Below are 13,974 nucleotides of genomic sequence, written 5' to 3' on the forward strand. Positions count from 1 at the left end.
GCGGTCGCGGTGGAGCGTTCTCCCGCTCGGACCACGGACCGAGGGCGCTGTCAGTGGGCTGTGCGATGCTGCGGGCATGACCACGGAGGACTTGGTGCGACTGCGCAGGGCCCGCGACCGCATGGACCGTGAGTACGCCGGGCCGCTGGACGTGCCCATGCTCGCGCGCACCGCATTGATGTCTCCCGGCCACTTCCAGCGCAGCTTCCGGGCCGCCTTCGGCGAGACGCCGTACGGCTATCTCATGACGCGCCGCATGGAGCGCGCGAAGGCACTGCTCAGACGCGGCGACCTGAGTGTCACAGAGGTCTGCTTCGCCGTGGGGTGCACGTCGCTCGGTTCGTTCAGCTCCCGTTTCACGGAGCTGGTCGGGGAGACGCCGAGCGCGTACCGGGCGCGGTCGCACGAGCCGGGGGCGGCGATCCCGGCGTGCGTGGCGAAGATGTACACGCGACCGGTGCGCCGTACCGCGGCGAAGTCCCAGCCCCTAGCGTGACGTCATGGACCTCAAAATCTCGCAGTGCTTCATCTCGGTCGACGACCACGACCGGGCGCTCGCCTTCTACCGTGACGTGCTGGGCCTGGAGGTCCGCAACGACGTCGGTTTCGAGGGCATGCGCTGGGTGACCGTCGGGCCCCCGCTCCAGCCGGACGTGGAGATCGTCCTGGAGCCGCCGCTGGCCGATCCGAACGCCGCGGCGGCCGACCGGCAGGCGGTGGCCGAGCTGCTGGCCAAGGGACTGCTCCGGGGCGTCATCTTCACCACGGAGGACTGCGACGCGACGTACGAGCGACTGCTCGCCGCGGACGCCGACGTCCTCCAGGAGCCGATGGACCAGCCGTACGGGGTCCGCGACTGCGCGGTCCGCGACCCCGCGGGCAACCTCCTGCGCTTCACCCAGCGCAAGGTCTGAGAGGCCCCGCCTCCGGCACCGGCACGGTCGCTCGGTCAGTCGCCCGCCCGCTCGTCCGTCCGCCTGTCCGTCCGCCCGTTCGCTCGCCCGTTCGCTCGCCCGCTCGCTACGGTCCCAGGCGGGCGGCGCGGGCCCGGAGGTAGTGCTGTTCCGGGCGGCTGAGCGTCTTGCCGGCCGCCGACTCGTAGGCGGCGTACGCGGCCGCGGTGTCACCGGCGCGTTCCAGAAGGTGGGCGCGGACCGCGTCGAGCCGGTGCCCCGCCGACAGCTCGGCCTCGAGCGGCGCCAGTTCGGCGAGTCCCGCCTCCGGCCCGTGCACCATCGCGACGGCCACCGCCCGGTTGAGGCGCTCGACGGGGCCGGGCACGAACCGCACCAGGAGGTCGTAGAGGCCGAGGATCTGCCGCCAGTCGGTGTCGCCGGGCGAGGCGGCCTCGTCGTGGACGGCGGCGATCGCGGCCCGCAGCTGGTACGGGCCGGGCCGGCGCCGGGTCAGCGCGTGGGTCACCAGCGCCACGCCTTCCTCGACGGCCGCCTTGTCCCACAGCGTCCGGTCCTGTTCGTCGAGCGGGACCAGCTCGCCGTGCGGTCCGGTGCGCGCGGCCCGGCGGGCGTCGGTGAGGAGCATCAGCGCGAGCAGCCCGGTGACCTCGTGGACGTCGGGCAGCAGACGGTGTGCCGTACGGGTCAGCCGGATCGCCTCGCCCGCGAGTCCGGCCCGCTGCAGCGCCGTACCCGACGTGGCCGTGTACCCCTCGTTGAAGATCAGGTACAGGACGTGCAGCACCGCGGGCAGCCGCTCCTCCCCGTTCTCGGGACGGCCGAAGCCCACGCCCTTGACCTTCTGTTTCGCCCGGCTGATGCGCTGGGCCATGGTCGCCTCGGGCACGAGGTGCGCGCGGGCGATCTCGGCGGTCGTCAGACCGCCCACCGCGCGCAGCGTGAGCGCGATCCGCGCGGGCGGGCTGAGGTCGGGGTGGCAGCAGAGGAAGAGCAGGGTGAGCGTGTCGTCCTCGGACGGGGCGCGATCCGCCCCGGGCGGCGGCGCCGTGAACGCGTCGCGCGGGGACAGCGCCGCCACCCGTTCCTCCCGCAGCCGCCGGGCCTCCTCGCTGCGCAGCACGTCGGTGAGCCGCCGCGAGGCGACCTTGATCAGCCAGCCGCGCGGGTTGTCGGGCACCCCGTCCGCCGGCCACTGCCCGGCCGCCGCGAGCAGCGCCTCCTGCACGGCGTCCTCGGCGGAGTCGAAGTGCCCGTACCGCCGTACGAGCGCCCCAAGGACCTGCGGCGCGTGCCGGCGCAGCAGGTCCTCGGTCTCGCTCATACCGTGGGACGGGTGCCCCGGGACACGGTTCACACGTCCCCGCCGACGTCGAAGATCGGCCGGATGACCAGCGGGTACTGCTTCGTTCCCTGGGGGACCGGGCATTCGAGGACCCGGGCGGCGATCTCCGTGACCCGCTCCAGGCCGGCGCAGTCCAGCACCCAGTAACCGGCGAGCACTTCCTTGGTCTCGCCGTAGGGCCCGTCGGTGATCACGGTCTTCCCGTCCGGGCCCAGTTCGACGAAGCGGGCCCGGGCCGGCTCCGCCAGACCGTTGGCGTCGACGATCTCGCCGCTCTCGGCGAGGTCGTTGTTGATGGCGCCCATGTGCGCGTACATCGTCCGCAGGTCCTGCTCGGTCCAGGCGGGCGCGTCGCCGGTGGCCTTGCCGCTCTGCGCCTGGTAGTCCGCCTGGGTGCCCTGGATCATCAGGAGGTACTTCATGGGTCCGCTCCTTCGGCTCGGACCGCCCGCGGTGGGCGGTTCTCGGAGGGGACGTCGGACCGGGTCCGCGGTTCTCTACACACCCGCGGAAAGTTTTCTCACCGATCCCGTTCCGGACCGGTCCGGGATGTCCCGGGCGGCGCCGGTGCGGCGCCGGCCCCTTCGCTCTCCTCGTCCGCCGCGTGGCGGGCGCAACGGGGGTTCGGGCAGGGGCCGGGGGCCCACACGGGCACGAAGACGCCCAGGGTCTTGTGCCGACGCACGACGGTGTCGACGGACTGCTCGCAGACCGGACAGACGGACTCATCGCTGGTCATGGCCCCAGAATATTGCGGGACGGGCCGGGCCGAAAGGCGAACGACGGCCCCCTCCCCGGTCAGCGTTTGCGGCTGTACGTCCGCACGACCGCCCCGTTCCTGAAGGTGCGCACCTCACCGAGCGTGAACTCGGTGATCGCGAACCCGGCGGCGAACATCGGCATACCGCTGCCCAGCACGATGGGGTACGTCTTGACGACGAGCTCGTCGATCTCGTCGATCAGCTCGCCCGCGACCTGCGAACCGCCGCACAGGTAGATGCCGAAGTCGCCTTCCTCCGCCTTGAGTTCGCGGACCCTGCCGACCAGGTCCTCGGCGACGATCTCGACGTTCGGGTCGGGTGACTCCTTGAGCGTGCGGGAGGCGACGTACTCGCGCAGATGGGCGTAGGGGCTGGTGACGTCGATCTGCAGCGCCAGGTCGTAGCTGGCGCGGCCCTGGACGATCGTGTCGTACTTCCGGTTCGCCAGGTCGTCGATGCCCGTCGCACGCCGGCCGTGGGTCGGCATCGTCTCCGGGTACTCGTCCTTGAGGAACGCGAAGAACTCCTCGTCCACGAACCGGACCATCGACGTCGCGTCCCCGTCCGGACCACCGATGAAGCCGTCGATCGAGCACGCGATGACATACGTCAGCTTTCGCAAGCCGGTCTCTTTCCGTAGGCTGCCTTGACCACTCCATTCATAGTGCTTCAGTTGTAGTGGTTGCAAGGCGATTACCGCGGACCTCCCGTACGGGACCGAAGCGGGAGAAGGAGTTCCGGATGGTGAGCAACCCGCAGCGCCGGGCCGCCCTGGTCGACGCCGGTGTGGAGGTCCTGGCCCGCGAGGGGGCCCGCGGACTGACCTTCCGCGCGGTGGACGGCGAGGCCGGGGTGCCGGTGGGCACCGCGTCGAACTACTTCACCGGCCGCGACGACCTGCTCCGGCAGATCGACGCCCGCCTCCACGAGCGGCTGGCTCCGGATCCGGAGGTCATGGCGGAACTCCTGAAGGCTCCGAGGGACCGCTCCCTGATCACGGCCTTCATGCACGACCTCATGGCCCGCGCCCGGCGGGACCGCACCGGTTACCTCGGGCTGCTGGAGATGCGCCTGGAGGCCACCCGCCGCCCCGAGCTGCGGGCCTCGTACACGAAGACCGTCCGCGGCGACCTCGAACAGGGCATGGAGTTCCACCGCGCGGCGGGCCTCCCGGGCGGCGACGAGACCGTGACGATCCTCTACCTGGCCATGCTCGGCCTGATCCTCGAACACCTGACCCTGCCGGGCGTACTGGACGGCGTCCTGCCGGGCGTCACGGTGCCGGACGGCCTGGTGGAACGCATCGTCACCACGATCGTCCCGCACCCCGAATCCTGACGTCGGCCAACCCGAACCCCGACGCCGGCCGAACGGCACCGTCCCCGGGGCCGGCGCACCGCGCCCCCGGCCGGGCGGACCGGCGGGTCCCGCGCACCGTGGGGATGCGCGGGGCCCACCGTCACCGGAGCTCCTCCCCCTCGCCGCGCCGTCAGGTGCCGCACGAGAGCGGGAACTCCGGTGTCTCGGCGCTCGGGCACCGGCACACAGCCACCCGAGCAAGGCCGGGCGGCGGCGTGAGCCAAGGCCCCGCCACCCCGCCGCCCGCCGTCTTCCCCCCTCCCCCCTCGCCCCTCCCCCTCAGGTCACCCCACCCGCCCGCTCCCCTCGGGCCGGCCGCAGGCTTCCCCTCCTCGGGCCTGCGGCAGCATCACCCGCTGCGGCGCGTCACGAACTCCGCCAGTGACAGCAGACCCTCCGCCGCCTGCGGATCCGGCACCGCACGGGACAGGTGGTCCAGCGCCGTGGCCATCCGGTCGGCGGCCTGTATCTGGGCCCAGTCCCGGCCGCCCGCCCGCTCGACGGCGACGACCGTGCGCTCCAGGTCACCGTCCCGGTAGGGAACCCGGTACAGCTCGGCGAGCTCGGCCGCCGCCGGTGTGCCGGAGGCGAGCGCGGCGACCACGGGCAGGGACTTCTTGCGGGCCATGAGATCCGCCCCGGCCGGTTTGCCGGTGCTCCCCGGGTCCCCCCAGATCCCGATCACGTCGTCGATGAACTGGAAGGCGAGCCCGGCCTCGCGCCCGAACGCGTCCAGTGCCTCGACGTCCGCGTCGTCGGCGCCCGCGTACAGCGCCCCGATCGCGCACGCGCATCCGAGCAGCGCGCCCGTCTTGGCCTCGGCCATGGCGAGCACCTCGGCGAGCGTGATGTCGCCGGGACCGCGACGCTCCATCGCGGTGTCCGCGTGCTGCCCCGCGCAGAGCTCGACGACACAGCTCGCCAGCCGCGCGGCCGCCGCCGAGGACGCCGGGTGCGGATCGTCGGCGAGCAGCCGGTGGGCCAGCGCCTGCAGGGAGTCCCCCGCGAGGACCGCGTCGGCGTCGCCGAACACCGCCCATGCGGTGGGCCGGTGCCGGCGGGTGGTGTCCCGGTCCATCACGTCGTCGTGCAGCAGCGTGAAGTTGTGCACCAACTCCACGGCGGCGGCGGCCCGGACGGCCGTCTCCCGGTGCCCGCCCAGCGCCCCGGTCGCGGCCAGGACGAGCGCGGGCCGGATGGCCTTGCCCGCGTTCCCCGCCGCCGGGGTGCCGTCCGCGTGCTCCCACCCGAAGTGATAGAGCGCGACCCGCCGCATCGGGGCGGGCAGTGACTCGACGGCCCGGCGCAGTTCGGGGTCGACCGAGGTCCGGGCCCGCTCGAGGATCGCGGACGCCTCCTGCTCGTCGGGCGGACCGTGCTGCCTGACGAGCACCGGTGCCCGGTCCGGCCGGGGTCCTTCCCTCGCGGGTGAAGGGCTCTGCCGCGTCTCCGTCATGAGCTCACCCGTGGATCCGTCTCGAAGGGTGCGCGGACGGTGGCGGTTCCGCTGGCACCGGGCGCGTACCCCGGAGGTCTACCCGTCCCGGTGGGCGGGAACACGGTCCGCAGCGCGCCGGAGGTCACCGCCAGCGGCCGATCTCGACGTTCTCCAGTACGCCGAGCGCGTCCGGCACGAGGACCGCGGCCGAGTAGTACGTCGTCACCAGGTACGACATGATCGCCTGCTCGCTGATGCCCATGAACCGCACGGACAGGCTCGGCTCGATCTCGTCCGGGATGCCCGCCTGCTGGAGCCCGACGACCCCCTGCTCGGCCTCGCCCGTACGCATGGCGATGATCGAGGTCGTCCTGGTCTCGCTGACCGGGATCTTGTTGCACGGGTAGATCGGCACGCCGCGCCAGGTGGGGATGCGGTGGCCGGCCACGTCCAGGGTCTCCGGGACGAGCCCCCGCTTGTTGAGCTCGCGGCCGAACGCCGAGATCGCCCGGGGGTGGGCGAGCAGCAGCTTGGTACCGCGCCGCCTGGTGAGCAGTTCGTCCAGGTCGTCCGGGCTGGGTACGCCGTCGTGCGGCTGGAGCCGCTGGTCGTACTCGCAGTTGTGGAGCAGGCCGAACTCGCGGTTGTTGACGAGCTCGTGCTCCTGGCGCTCCTTCAGCGCCTCCACGGTGAGCCGCAACTGCTGCTCGGTCTGGTTCATCGGCTGGTTGTAGAGGTCGGCCACGCGCGTGTGGATGCGCAGTACGGTCTGGGCGACGCTGAGTTCGTACTCGCGCGGCGCGGCGTCGTAGTCGACGTACGTCCCCGGGATGGCCGGTTCCCCGGTGTGGCCGGCCGCGAGGTCGATCTCCTTCTCACCGTACTTGTTGGCGCGCTGGTGCGGGATGGCGCGCAGTCGCTCCAGGTGCTCGCGCAGGGAGTCGGAGCGCTCCGCGATCTGCTCGAAGTGCGAGCGGGACAGGGTGAGGACCGTGCACGCGGTGACCGCGCGGGCCGTGTACTCCCAGATGGCGTCCGGGTCGAGGATCGACTGGTCGCCGAAGTAGGCGCCGTCGGCGAGCGTTCCGAGGGCCGCGTCGTCGCCGTACGGCCCGGTGCCGATCTTCTCGACCCTGCCGTGCGCGAGCAGGAACACCTCGTCCGCCGGGCTGCCGAAGGACGTGAGGGCGTCGCCCGGACCGAACTCGCGCTGCTCGCAGCGCTGGGCCAGTTCCCCGAGCACCTCCTGGTCGTCGTAGGTGCGCAGTGCCGGCAGTTCGCCGAGCTCCGCCGGGATGACCTGGACGCGGTCACCTGTCTTGACGAAGGTGACGCGGCCGTCTCCCACGGAGTAGCTCAGCCTGCGGTTCACCCGGTATGTGCCGCCCTGCACGTTCACCCACGGCAGCATGCGCAGCAGCCATCGTGAGCTGATCTCCTGCATCTGTGGCGCGGTCTTGGTGGTGGTGGCCAGGTTCCGCGCCGCGGATGTGCCAAGACTCTTCCGCGGCTGGTCCTGCTCCGCGCGAGTCTCTTCGCCTACCGACATGAGACGTCCTTCCCAATCGTGCATCGAGCTGCGGGAACAACCCTTCCATCACGTACCGTGCTCGTGCTATTACACGAAAGAGCGGGAATGGATCTTCGCGAAGCGGGGCATCGCGTGCGCTTCCGGGCGCGCCCGGTTCATCCGGGATCGCCGGGCTCGCGGATCTTCGTCCGGGAACTCCAAGATCGGGCCGCCCGTTCACCGGGCAGGACGGACGATCGACGGAGGAGACGGCCATGGCAGGCTTCCTGGACCGCGCCAAGGAACAAGCACAGCGCGGCCTCACGCAGGGCAAGCAGAAGATCGACGAGGTGCAGGCGCAGCGGGCCGGCGGTGATCTGCTGAAGAACCTCGGCGCGGCCTACCTCGCGGAGCGGCGCGGCAGCGGCTCCCCGCAGGCCACCCAGCAGGCACTGCAGGCGGTGGAGAGCCACATCGCGACGCACGGGGACGGCTTCCTGCGCGCCTGACCGCGGTCGCCCGGGCGGCCGCTCGCGTGTCGCGCGAACCGGTGGTCGCTCAGGGCGACTTCCGGGTACAAGCAGCGTACGAGGCGGCTGCGAAAGGTGGCCGTCGCGCACTGTGAGGAGGCAATTGTGGCCTCACCCATGTCCGCGAGCAGAATGCTGAGCCGGCTCAAGGCCGAGGGGGTCACCGTCGTCGAGGTCGGCGACTGGGAGACCCACAACCGCAACCACAAGGGCCCCTGGGGCCCGGTCAACGGTGTGATGATCCATCACACGGTGACGTCGGGCAGCAAGCGGACGGTCGAGATCTGCCGTGACGGATACAGCGGACTGCCGGGCCCGTTGTGCCACGGCGTCATCACGAAGGACGGCCGCGTCCACCTCGTGGGTCACGGCCGCGCCAACCACGCGGGCCTCGGTGACGACGACGTCCTGCGCGCGGTCATAGCCGAGCGGGCCCTCCCGCCGGACAATGAGGCGAACACCGACGGCAACCGCCATTTCTACGGCTTCGAGTGCGAGAACCTCGGCGACGGCGACGATCCCTGGCCGGAGGTCCAGCTGGAGGCCATCGAGCGGGCCGCGGCGGCGATCTGCCGCCACCACGGCTGGACGGAGCGCTCGGTGATCGGGCATCTCGAATGGCAGCCGGGCAAGATCGATCCGCGTGGCTTCACGATGGCCGCCATGCGGGCCCGCATCCGCGACCGCCTGGGGTGACGGGCGGGGCTCCGGCGGCATCGGCGCAGCCCCGCGTGCCGCTCGGACGCGTGTCCGACAATGGGGTACGTGACCAGCCCCGACACCCCTGAAGCCGTCGGCCCCGGCCTTGACTGCGGTCATGGCTCCGGCCCCGGCGTCCTGCGGCCGCGGCTGCCGTCGCCGCTGCGGGAGGTCGCGGACGAGCGCTTCACGCGACGTGGCGTGCGGCTGCTGCTCAAGCGGGACGATCTGATCCATCCGGAGCTGATCGGCAACAAGTGGCGCAAGCTGGTCCCGAACCTGGTGGCGGCGGGCGGCCGCACGGTCCTGACCTTCGGTGGCGCGTACTCGAACCACCTGCGGGCCACCGCCGCGGCCGGCCGCCTCCTGGGGCTGTCGACCGTCGGTGTGGTCCGCGGCCAGGAGCTCGCCGGCCGCCCCCTCAACCCGTCCCTCGCCCGGTGCGCGGCCGACGGCATGCGGCTGCACTTCGTCGACAGGTCGACGTACCGCCGCAAGGGCGAGCCGGAGACCTTGGCCGCCCTGTTGCAGGCGACCGGCTGCGAGGCCGCGTACGTCGTTCCGGAGGGCGGCAGCAACGCTCCCGCCGTGCGGGGCTGCGTGGCACTGGGCGAGGAACTGCGCAGCCACGCCGACGTCGTCGCGCTCGCCTGCGGCACGGGCGGCACCCTGGCCGGCCTGGCCGCGGGCCTCTCCCCCGGCCAGCGCGCCCTGGGTGTCCCGGTCCTCAAGGGCGGCTTCCTCGGCGCGGAGATACGCGCCCTGCAGGAGGAGGCGTTCGGCGGCCCGCGCGGCGACTGGACGCTGGACGACCGGTTCCACTTCGGCGGCTACGCCCGCACACCCGCCGAACTCGACGCGTTCGCCGCCGACTTCGGGCGGCGTCACGCCCTGCCCGTCGAACGTCTCTATGTCGCCAAATCGCTGTACGGACTCGTGACGCTCGCCGAGGAGGGCGCGTTCCCGCGCGGGACGACGGTCGCGGCCGTGATCACGGGCACGCCCGGACCGTCCCGGGGAACCGTCCTGGGGAGCGGCACTTCCTAGGCGGCCTCCCGGAACGCGGCCGCCTCCTCCAGGTCCAGGCGTCGCAGCAGGGTCCGCAGCATCTCGTCGTCGATGTGACGGCCGTCCCGCAGCTTCACGAACACCCCGCGCTCGGCACTGATCATCTCCCGGGACAGCCGCCGGTAGGTGTCGTCCGCGGTCTCGCCGGTGACGGTGTTGACCTGGCCGAGACGTTCCCAGACGGCGTTGCGGCGGCGCTCCAGGACCGTGCGCAGACGGTCGGCGAGGGGCGGCGGAAGCGTGTTGCGCTCGTCGGAGAGGAGTTCTTCCAGGCGCCGCTCGGCGGCCCGCGAGGCCTGCGCCTGGGCGTTCGCCTCCGCGAGGGTCTCGGCCTGCTGGTCCCGCCCGGGCAGTTTCAGCACGCGGATGAGCGGCGGCAGCGTCAGCCCCTGCACGACGAGCGTTCCGATGACCGTCGTGAAGGTCAGGAAGAGGATCATGTTGCGGCCGTCGAAGTCCTCGCCGCCGTGCGCGGTGAGCGGGATCGAGAAGGCGATGGCGAGCGACACCACACCTCTCATGCCGGCCCAGCCGATGACGAAGGATCCCTTCCAGGTGGGGTTCTCCTCCCGTTCGCGGATCCGCGCGGACAGCAGGCGCGGCAGGAAGGTCGCGGGGTAGACCCAGGCGAAGCGGGTCACGACGACGACCGCGAAGAGGGCCACCGCGTACCAGGCGGCGCTCGCCCCCTCGTACTCGCCCAGGCCCTTCAGGATCACCGGCAGCTGCAGGCCGATGAGTGCGAAGACCGCCGACTCCAGGATGAACGCGACCATCTTCCAGACCGCCTCCTCCTGGAGGCGGGTGGCGAAGTCGACCTCCCAGTTGCGGTGGCCCAGGTAGAGCGCGACGACGACCACGGCGAGCACCCCGGAGGCGTGCAGTTGCTCGGCGACCGCGTAGGCGAAGAAGGGGGTGAGCAGCGACAGGGAGTTCTGCACCAGCGCCTCCTTCAGGTGGGTGCGCATCCAGTGGATCGGCACCATCAGGACGAGACCGACGCCGACGCCGCCGAGCGCCGCGAGCAGGAACTCGCCGATGCCGCCCGCCCAGGTCGCGCCCTCGCCGACGGCGGCGGCGAGGGCGACCTTGTAGGCGGTGATCGCGGTCGCGTCGTTCACCAGGGACTCGCCCTGCAGGATCGTGGTGACCCGCGACGGCAGTCCGACCCGCCGGGCCACCGCGGTGGCCGCCACCGCGTCCGGCGGGGCCACGACCGCGCCGAGTACCAGCGCCGCGGTGAGGGAGAGGTCCGGCACGAGCACGTACGCGACCCAGCCGACGACGAGCGTCGCGAACAGCACGTAGCCGACGGACAGCAGCGCCACCGGCCGGATCTGCGCCCGCAGGTCGAGGTACGAACTGTCCGTGGCGGCGGTGTAGAGCAGCGGAGGCAGCAGCAGCGGCAGCACCACGTGCGGGTCGAGGGTGTACTCGGGCACCCAGGGCACGTACGAGACGATCAGGCCCGCCGCGACGAGCAGCAGCGGCGCGGGCACCGGGGTGCGCCGCGCGGCACCCGCCACTGCGGCACTGCCCGCGATCAGCAGGAGCAGGGGCATCACATGCATCGCTATAGGCCCGCTTTCGTTTCTGCGCGGTTTTCCGCACACCCGACGTAATCTGGCAATCATGAAACAGTGCACGCACGCCGACGCGCTGCCGCATCCCGAACCCGCGCCGCTGAGCGACACCTGCCTCGAGTGCGAGGCGGCGGGCACGCATCCGGTGCAGCTGCGGCTGTGCCTCGACTGCGGTCACGTGGGCTGCTGCGACTCGTCACCGCTGCGGCACGCCACCGAGCACCACAAGGACACCGGCCATCCGATCATGCGGACCTTCGAGCCCGGTGAGAGCTGGCGCTGGTGCTTCGTCGATCACGTACTGGTGTGACGTGGGGTCCGGACGGTTCGGGCGTCTGACGTCTGGGTACGTCAATCCGGCGCGCGCTCTTCCCAATTGGGCCCGCAGACCTCTAGCCACTGTGCGTATACATAGGTTTACTATGAGTGACAGCAAGGGGTTGGGGTCCCGGGGACAGGACACCTGAGAGCGCGATAGCGTCACCGCTGAACCACGTTGCGCGTTACCCCGGGGGGCGACCCTCGGCCCCCGAAAGAGCTTGTACCACCTTGGAGGTGAGGGTGTCCCAGTTCGCAGGCGAGCCCGCGACCCAGGACTTCGTCGAAGTCCGGCTGCCGGCTGCGGGTGCCTACCTGTCGGTGCTGCGTACGGCCACAGCCGGCCTCGCGGCGCGTTTGGACTTCACCCTCGACGAGATCGAGGACTTGCGCATCGCCGTGGACGAGGCGTGCGCGATCCTGTTGCAACAGGCGGTGCCGGGCTCCGTGCTCAGCTGTGTCTTCCGCCTGATCGACGACTCGCTCGAGGTGACCGTCTCGGCTCCGACCACCGACGGCCACGCCCCCGCACGGGACACCTTCGCGTGGACCGTGCTCTCGGCCCTCGCCGGCAAGGTCTCCTCGTCGGTGGCCGACGACAAAACCGTTTCGATCAGCCTCTACAAACAGCGCGGCGCGGGACCCGGGCCGGCGTGAGGAACGGGGACGGGCCGGTGCGGGACGAAGAGCGCGGCACACGGGAACTCCCCGCCGGGGGCGAAGGCGGCCCGGGCGGGCCCCGGCACCTGGCGGAGGGCGTCGACGGCATTCCCGAGCAGCAGGCCCGGCCGCATCCGGAGGACATCGGTCCGCCGGCGGCCGGGGCCTCTCGGGGCGGACCGATCGACGAGGACGGGCGCGAAGCGCCCTCCGGCAGTGACGGGCGACACGATCCAGACGTTGCCGCGCAGTGGGGGTCCCCCCGGACGGAGTCTGGGGGGACGTCCCTGGAAGGGCGGCGGCGGGTGACGGGCGGGATCATGGGCGAGCAGCAGCACGAGCACGAACGAAATGCCGACAACGGCGCGTCGGGAGCACCGCACGACCCGCACAACCGGAGCGGGGCGCGGGCCAAGTTCATCGAGCTGCGCGAGCTGGACGCCACCAGCCGGGAGTACGCGGAACTGCGCAATCAGCTGGTCCGCATGCACCTGCCGCTCGTGGAGCACCTCGCGCGCCGGTTCCGCAACCGCGGCGAGCCGCTGGACGACCTCACGCAGGTCGCGACCATCGGCCTGATCAAGTCGGTCGACCGCTTCGACCCGGAGCGCGGTGTCGAGTTCTCGACGTACGCGACCCCGACGGTCGTCGGCGAGATCAAGCGGCACTTCCGGGACAAGGGCTGGGCGGTGCGCGTGCCGCGCCGGCTTCAGGAGCTGCGGCTCGCGCTGACCACGGCGACCGCGGAGCTGTCGCAGCAGCACGGCCGTTCCCCCACCGTGCACGAGCTGGCCGAGAAGCTGGCCATCTCGGAGGAGGAGGTCCTGGAGGGCCTGGAGTCGGCCAACGCGTACTCCACGCTGTCCCTGGACGTCCCCGACACGGACGACGAGTCCCCGGCCGTCGCGGACACCCTCGGCTCCGAGGACGAGGCGCTGGAGGGTGTCGAGTACCGCGAGTCCCTCAAACCGCTCCTGGAGGATCTTCCTCCGCGGGAGAAGCGCATCCTGCTGCTGCGCTTCTTCGCGAACATGACCCAGTCGCAGATCGCCCAGGAGGTCGGCATCTCGCAGATGCACGTCTCCCGGCTGCTGGCCCGGACACTGGCCCAGCTCCGCGAGAAGCTCCTGGTCGAGGAGTAGGGCACACCCACGGGCCGCGCCCCGGCCCGCACCCCGGCCCGTACGCCCGCTCGCGCCCCGTGAGGGGCGCGGGAACCACGGGACGACTACTCCCGTACGCCGCCCGGCCCGGTGATGCCCAGGGCCCGTGTCGTCTCGGGGTTCAGGATCAGCACCAGGGTCGCGACCGCCACCACCGCCAGGGCGATGCCCCCGGGGATGGCGAGACTGTCGGCCTGGAGCAGGTTGTACGCGACGGGCAGCGCCATGATCTGCGTGATGATCGCGGGCCCCCGGCTCCAGGCGCGCCGCAGCAGCAGCCCCCGGGCGGCCAGCAGCGGCAGCAGGGCGAGCACGATCAGCGTCACCCCTCCGGTGACCGCCTGGCCCCGGTCGTCCGGATGGCCGGTGAGGCCCATCACGAGCAGGTAGACGCCTCCGGCGACCAGCGCGGCCCCCTCCAGCGCGGCGAGTGCGGCCGCCGCGGTCAGCCGCCCGGGGCGGGGCCCGGCGTCGGTGGTCTGCGGGGTGGGATTCTGCTCAGGGCTCACATCCGAAGGGTAGCTCCCGCCCGCCGGGCGCTCCCTGCCCGCCCACGGCCCCGGCGGGCCCGCGCCGGGCGCTCCCGCTCCCACCTGATCCTCACCTCGGTATGGGACGAGTACCCC

At 72.0% G+C, this 13,974-nt stretch carries 17 protein-coding genes; 9 read left to right on the top strand and 8 right to left on the bottom strand.

Annotated elements, in window-relative coordinates; all coding sequences use genetic code 11:
• The first annotated feature begins 76 nt into the window (after nucleotides 1-76).
• Nucleotides 77-496: a helix-turn-helix transcriptional regulator gene (locus QFZ75_RS13075; protein WP_307536667.1), complete on the top strand. Its 420-nt coding sequence runs from the start codon at nucleotides 77-79 to the stop codon at nucleotides 494-496.
• Nucleotides 497-500: 4 nt separating this feature from the next.
• Nucleotides 501-914: a VOC family protein gene (locus QFZ75_RS13080; protein ID WP_307536669.1), complete on the top strand. Its 414-nt coding sequence runs from the start codon at nucleotides 501-503 to the stop codon at nucleotides 912-914.
• A gap of 106 nt (nucleotides 915-1,020) precedes the next feature.
• On the opposite strand, the gene QFZ75_RS13085 is transcribed toward QFZ75_RS13080, so the two are convergent.
• The 4 genes from QFZ75_RS13085 to QFZ75_RS13100 form a co-directional block, all read right to left on the bottom strand.
• Complete coding sequence (locus QFZ75_RS13085; RefSeq protein ID WP_307536670.1) at nucleotides 1,021-2,238, bottom strand: RNA polymerase sigma factor; 1,218 nt, start codon at nucleotides 2,236-2,238, stop codon at nucleotides 1,021-1,023.
• 29 nt (nucleotides 2,239-2,267) lie between these two features.
• Nucleotides 2,268-2,681, bottom strand: a complete 414-nt coding sequence (locus tag QFZ75_RS13090; protein ID WP_307536672.1) for a YciI family protein — start codon at nucleotides 2,679-2,681, stop codon at nucleotides 2,268-2,270.
• A gap of 98 nt (nucleotides 2,682-2,779) precedes the next feature.
• The gene (locus QFZ75_RS13095) at nucleotides 2,780-2,998 is read right to left on the bottom strand and encodes a hypothetical protein (protein WP_307536674.1); all 219 of its coding nucleotides are present in this window, start codon (nucleotides 2,996-2,998) and stop codon (nucleotides 2,780-2,782) included.
• Nucleotides 2,999-3,057: 59 nt separating this feature from the next.
• The gene (locus QFZ75_RS13100) at nucleotides 3,058-3,642 is read right to left on the bottom strand and encodes a dihydrofolate reductase family protein (protein ID WP_307536675.1); all 585 of its coding nucleotides are present in this window, start codon (nucleotides 3,640-3,642) and stop codon (nucleotides 3,058-3,060) included.
• Nucleotides 3,643-3,761: 119 nt separating this feature from the next.
• On the opposite strand from QFZ75_RS13100, the gene QFZ75_RS13105 reads away from it, so the two are divergent.
• A complete protein-coding gene (locus tag QFZ75_RS13105; protein WP_307536677.1) occupies nucleotides 3,762-4,358 on the top strand; it encodes a TetR/AcrR family transcriptional regulator in 597 nt (198 codons plus the stop codon).
• A 370-nt stretch (nucleotides 4,359-4,728) separates the two neighbouring features.
• Here QFZ75_RS13105 and QFZ75_RS13110 read toward each other — a convergent pair whose 3' ends face one another.
• Together QFZ75_RS13110 and QFZ75_RS13115 are read right to left on the bottom strand one after the other, a co-directional pair.
• A complete protein-coding gene (locus tag QFZ75_RS13110; protein WP_307536679.1) occupies nucleotides 4,729-5,835 on the bottom strand; it encodes a family 2 encapsulin nanocompartment cargo protein polyprenyl transferase in 1,107 nt (368 codons plus the stop codon).
• A gap of 124 nt (nucleotides 5,836-5,959) precedes the next feature.
• Nucleotides 5,960-7,366 carry a family 2B encapsulin nanocompartment shell protein gene (locus QFZ75_RS13115; protein ID WP_307536681.1) on the bottom strand — a complete coding sequence of 469 codons (1,407 nt, stop codon included), beginning with the start codon at nucleotides 7,364-7,366 and terminating at the stop codon, nucleotides 5,960-5,962.
• Between the two features lie 236 nt (nucleotides 7,367-7,602).
• Here QFZ75_RS13115 and QFZ75_RS13120 point away from each other — a divergent pair, with 236 nt between their 5' ends.
• The 3 genes from QFZ75_RS13120 (at nucleotide 7,603) to QFZ75_RS13130 (ending at nucleotide 9,603) form a co-directional block, all read left to right on the top strand.
• Nucleotides 7,603-7,836: a hypothetical protein gene (locus QFZ75_RS13120; RefSeq protein ID WP_307536683.1), complete on the top strand. Its 234-nt coding sequence runs from the start codon at nucleotides 7,603-7,605 to the stop codon at nucleotides 7,834-7,836.
• A 138-nt stretch (nucleotides 7,837-7,974) separates the two neighbouring features.
• A complete protein-coding gene (locus QFZ75_RS13125; RefSeq protein ID WP_307536685.1) occupies nucleotides 7,975-8,553 on the top strand; it encodes an N-acetylmuramoyl-L-alanine amidase in 579 nt (192 codons plus the stop codon).
• 60 nt (nucleotides 8,554-8,613) lie between these two features.
• The gene (locus tag QFZ75_RS13130) at nucleotides 8,614-9,603 is read left to right on the top strand and encodes a 1-aminocyclopropane-1-carboxylate deaminase/D-cysteine desulfhydrase (RefSeq protein WP_373465859.1); all 990 of its coding nucleotides are present in this window, start codon (nucleotides 8,614-8,616) and stop codon (nucleotides 9,601-9,603) included.
• Here QFZ75_RS13130 and QFZ75_RS13135 read toward each other — a convergent pair.
• On the bottom strand, nucleotides 9,600-11,195 hold the full coding sequence (locus QFZ75_RS13135; RefSeq protein ID WP_307536687.1) for a Na+/H+ antiporter: 1,596 nt from the start codon (nucleotides 11,193-11,195) through the stop codon (nucleotides 9,600-9,602). The genes QFZ75_RS13130 and QFZ75_RS13135 overlap by 4 nt on opposite strands.
• 61 nt (nucleotides 11,196-11,256) lie before the next feature.
• On the opposite strand from QFZ75_RS13135, the gene QFZ75_RS13140 reads away from it, so the two are divergent.
• From QFZ75_RS13140 to QFZ75_RS13150, 3 genes are all read left to right on the top strand, one after another.
• Complete coding sequence (locus QFZ75_RS13140; RefSeq protein WP_307536689.1) at nucleotides 11,257-11,517, top strand: UBP-type zinc finger domain-containing protein; 261 nt, start codon at nucleotides 11,257-11,259, stop codon at nucleotides 11,515-11,517.
• A 251-nt stretch (nucleotides 11,518-11,768) separates the two neighbouring features.
• Nucleotides 11,769-12,182 (top strand): anti-sigma regulatory factor, encoded by a 414-nt coding sequence (locus tag QFZ75_RS13145; protein ID WP_307536691.1) that lies wholly within the window; start codon nucleotides 11,769-11,771, stop codon nucleotides 12,180-12,182.
• Nucleotides 12,179-13,327: an RNA polymerase sigma factor SigF gene (locus tag QFZ75_RS13150; protein WP_307536693.1), complete on the top strand. Its 1,149-nt coding sequence runs from the start codon at nucleotides 12,179-12,181 to the stop codon at nucleotides 13,325-13,327. Before QFZ75_RS13145 ends, QFZ75_RS13150 begins: the two co-directional genes overlap by 4 nt.
• 86 nt (nucleotides 13,328-13,413) lie before the next feature.
• Here QFZ75_RS13150 and QFZ75_RS13155 read toward each other — a convergent pair whose 3' ends face one another.
• The gene (locus tag QFZ75_RS13155) at nucleotides 13,414-13,857 is read right to left on the bottom strand and encodes a hypothetical protein (protein ID WP_307536695.1); all 444 of its coding nucleotides are present in this window, start codon (nucleotides 13,855-13,857) and stop codon (nucleotides 13,414-13,416) included.
• Nucleotides 13,858-13,974: the final 117 nt, after the last annotated feature.

The sequence above is a fragment of the Streptomyces sp. V3I8 genome, from assembly GCF_030817535.1.
Classification (GTDB): domain Bacteria; phylum Actinomycetota; class Actinomycetes; order Streptomycetales; family Streptomycetaceae; genus Streptomyces.

Coding starts and splice junctions, on each gene's coding strand:
- QFZ75_RS13110 (WP_307536679.1), bottom strand. CDS start 5,835: ATGACGGAGACGCGGCAGAGCCCTTCACCCGCGAGGGAAGGACCCCGG.
- QFZ75_RS13095 (WP_307536674.1), bottom strand. CDS start 2,998: ATGACCAGCGATGAGTCCGTCTGTCCGGTCTGCGAGCAGTCCGTCGAC.
- QFZ75_RS13105 (WP_307536677.1), top strand. CDS start 3,762: ATGGTGAGCAACCCGCAGCGCCGGGCCGCCCTGGTCGACGCCGGTGTG.
- QFZ75_RS13075 (WP_307536667.1), top strand. CDS start 77: ATGACCACGGAGGACTTGGTGCGACTGCGCAGGGCCCGCGACCGCATG.
- QFZ75_RS13125 (WP_307536685.1), top strand. CDS start 7,975: ATGTCCGCGAGCAGAATGCTGAGCCGGCTCAAGGCCGAGGGGGTCACC.
- QFZ75_RS13140 (WP_307536689.1), top strand. CDS start 11,257: ATGAAACAGTGCACGCACGCCGACGCGCTGCCGCATCCCGAACCCGCG.
- QFZ75_RS13090 (WP_307536672.1), bottom strand. CDS start 2,681: ATGAAGTACCTCCTGATGATCCAGGGCACCCAGGCGGACTACCAGGCG.
- QFZ75_RS13080 (WP_307536669.1), top strand. CDS start 501: ATGGACCTCAAAATCTCGCAGTGCTTCATCTCGGTCGACGACCACGAC.
- QFZ75_RS13115 (WP_307536681.1), bottom strand. CDS start 7,366: ATGTCGGTAGGCGAAGAGACTCGCGCGGAGCAGGACCAGCCGCGGAAG.
- QFZ75_RS13135 (WP_307536687.1), bottom strand. CDS start 11,195: ATGCATGTGATGCCCCTGCTCCTGCTGATCGCGGGCAGTGCCGCAGTG.
- QFZ75_RS13130 (WP_373465859.1), top strand. CDS start 8,614: ATGGGGTACGTGACCAGCCCCGACACCCCTGAAGCCGTCGGCCCCGGC.
- QFZ75_RS13120 (WP_307536683.1), top strand. CDS start 7,603: ATGGCAGGCTTCCTGGACCGCGCCAAGGAACAAGCACAGCGCGGCCTC.
- QFZ75_RS13085 (WP_307536670.1), bottom strand. CDS start 2,238: ATGAGCGAGACCGAGGACCTGCTGCGCCGGCACGCGCCGCAGGTCCTT.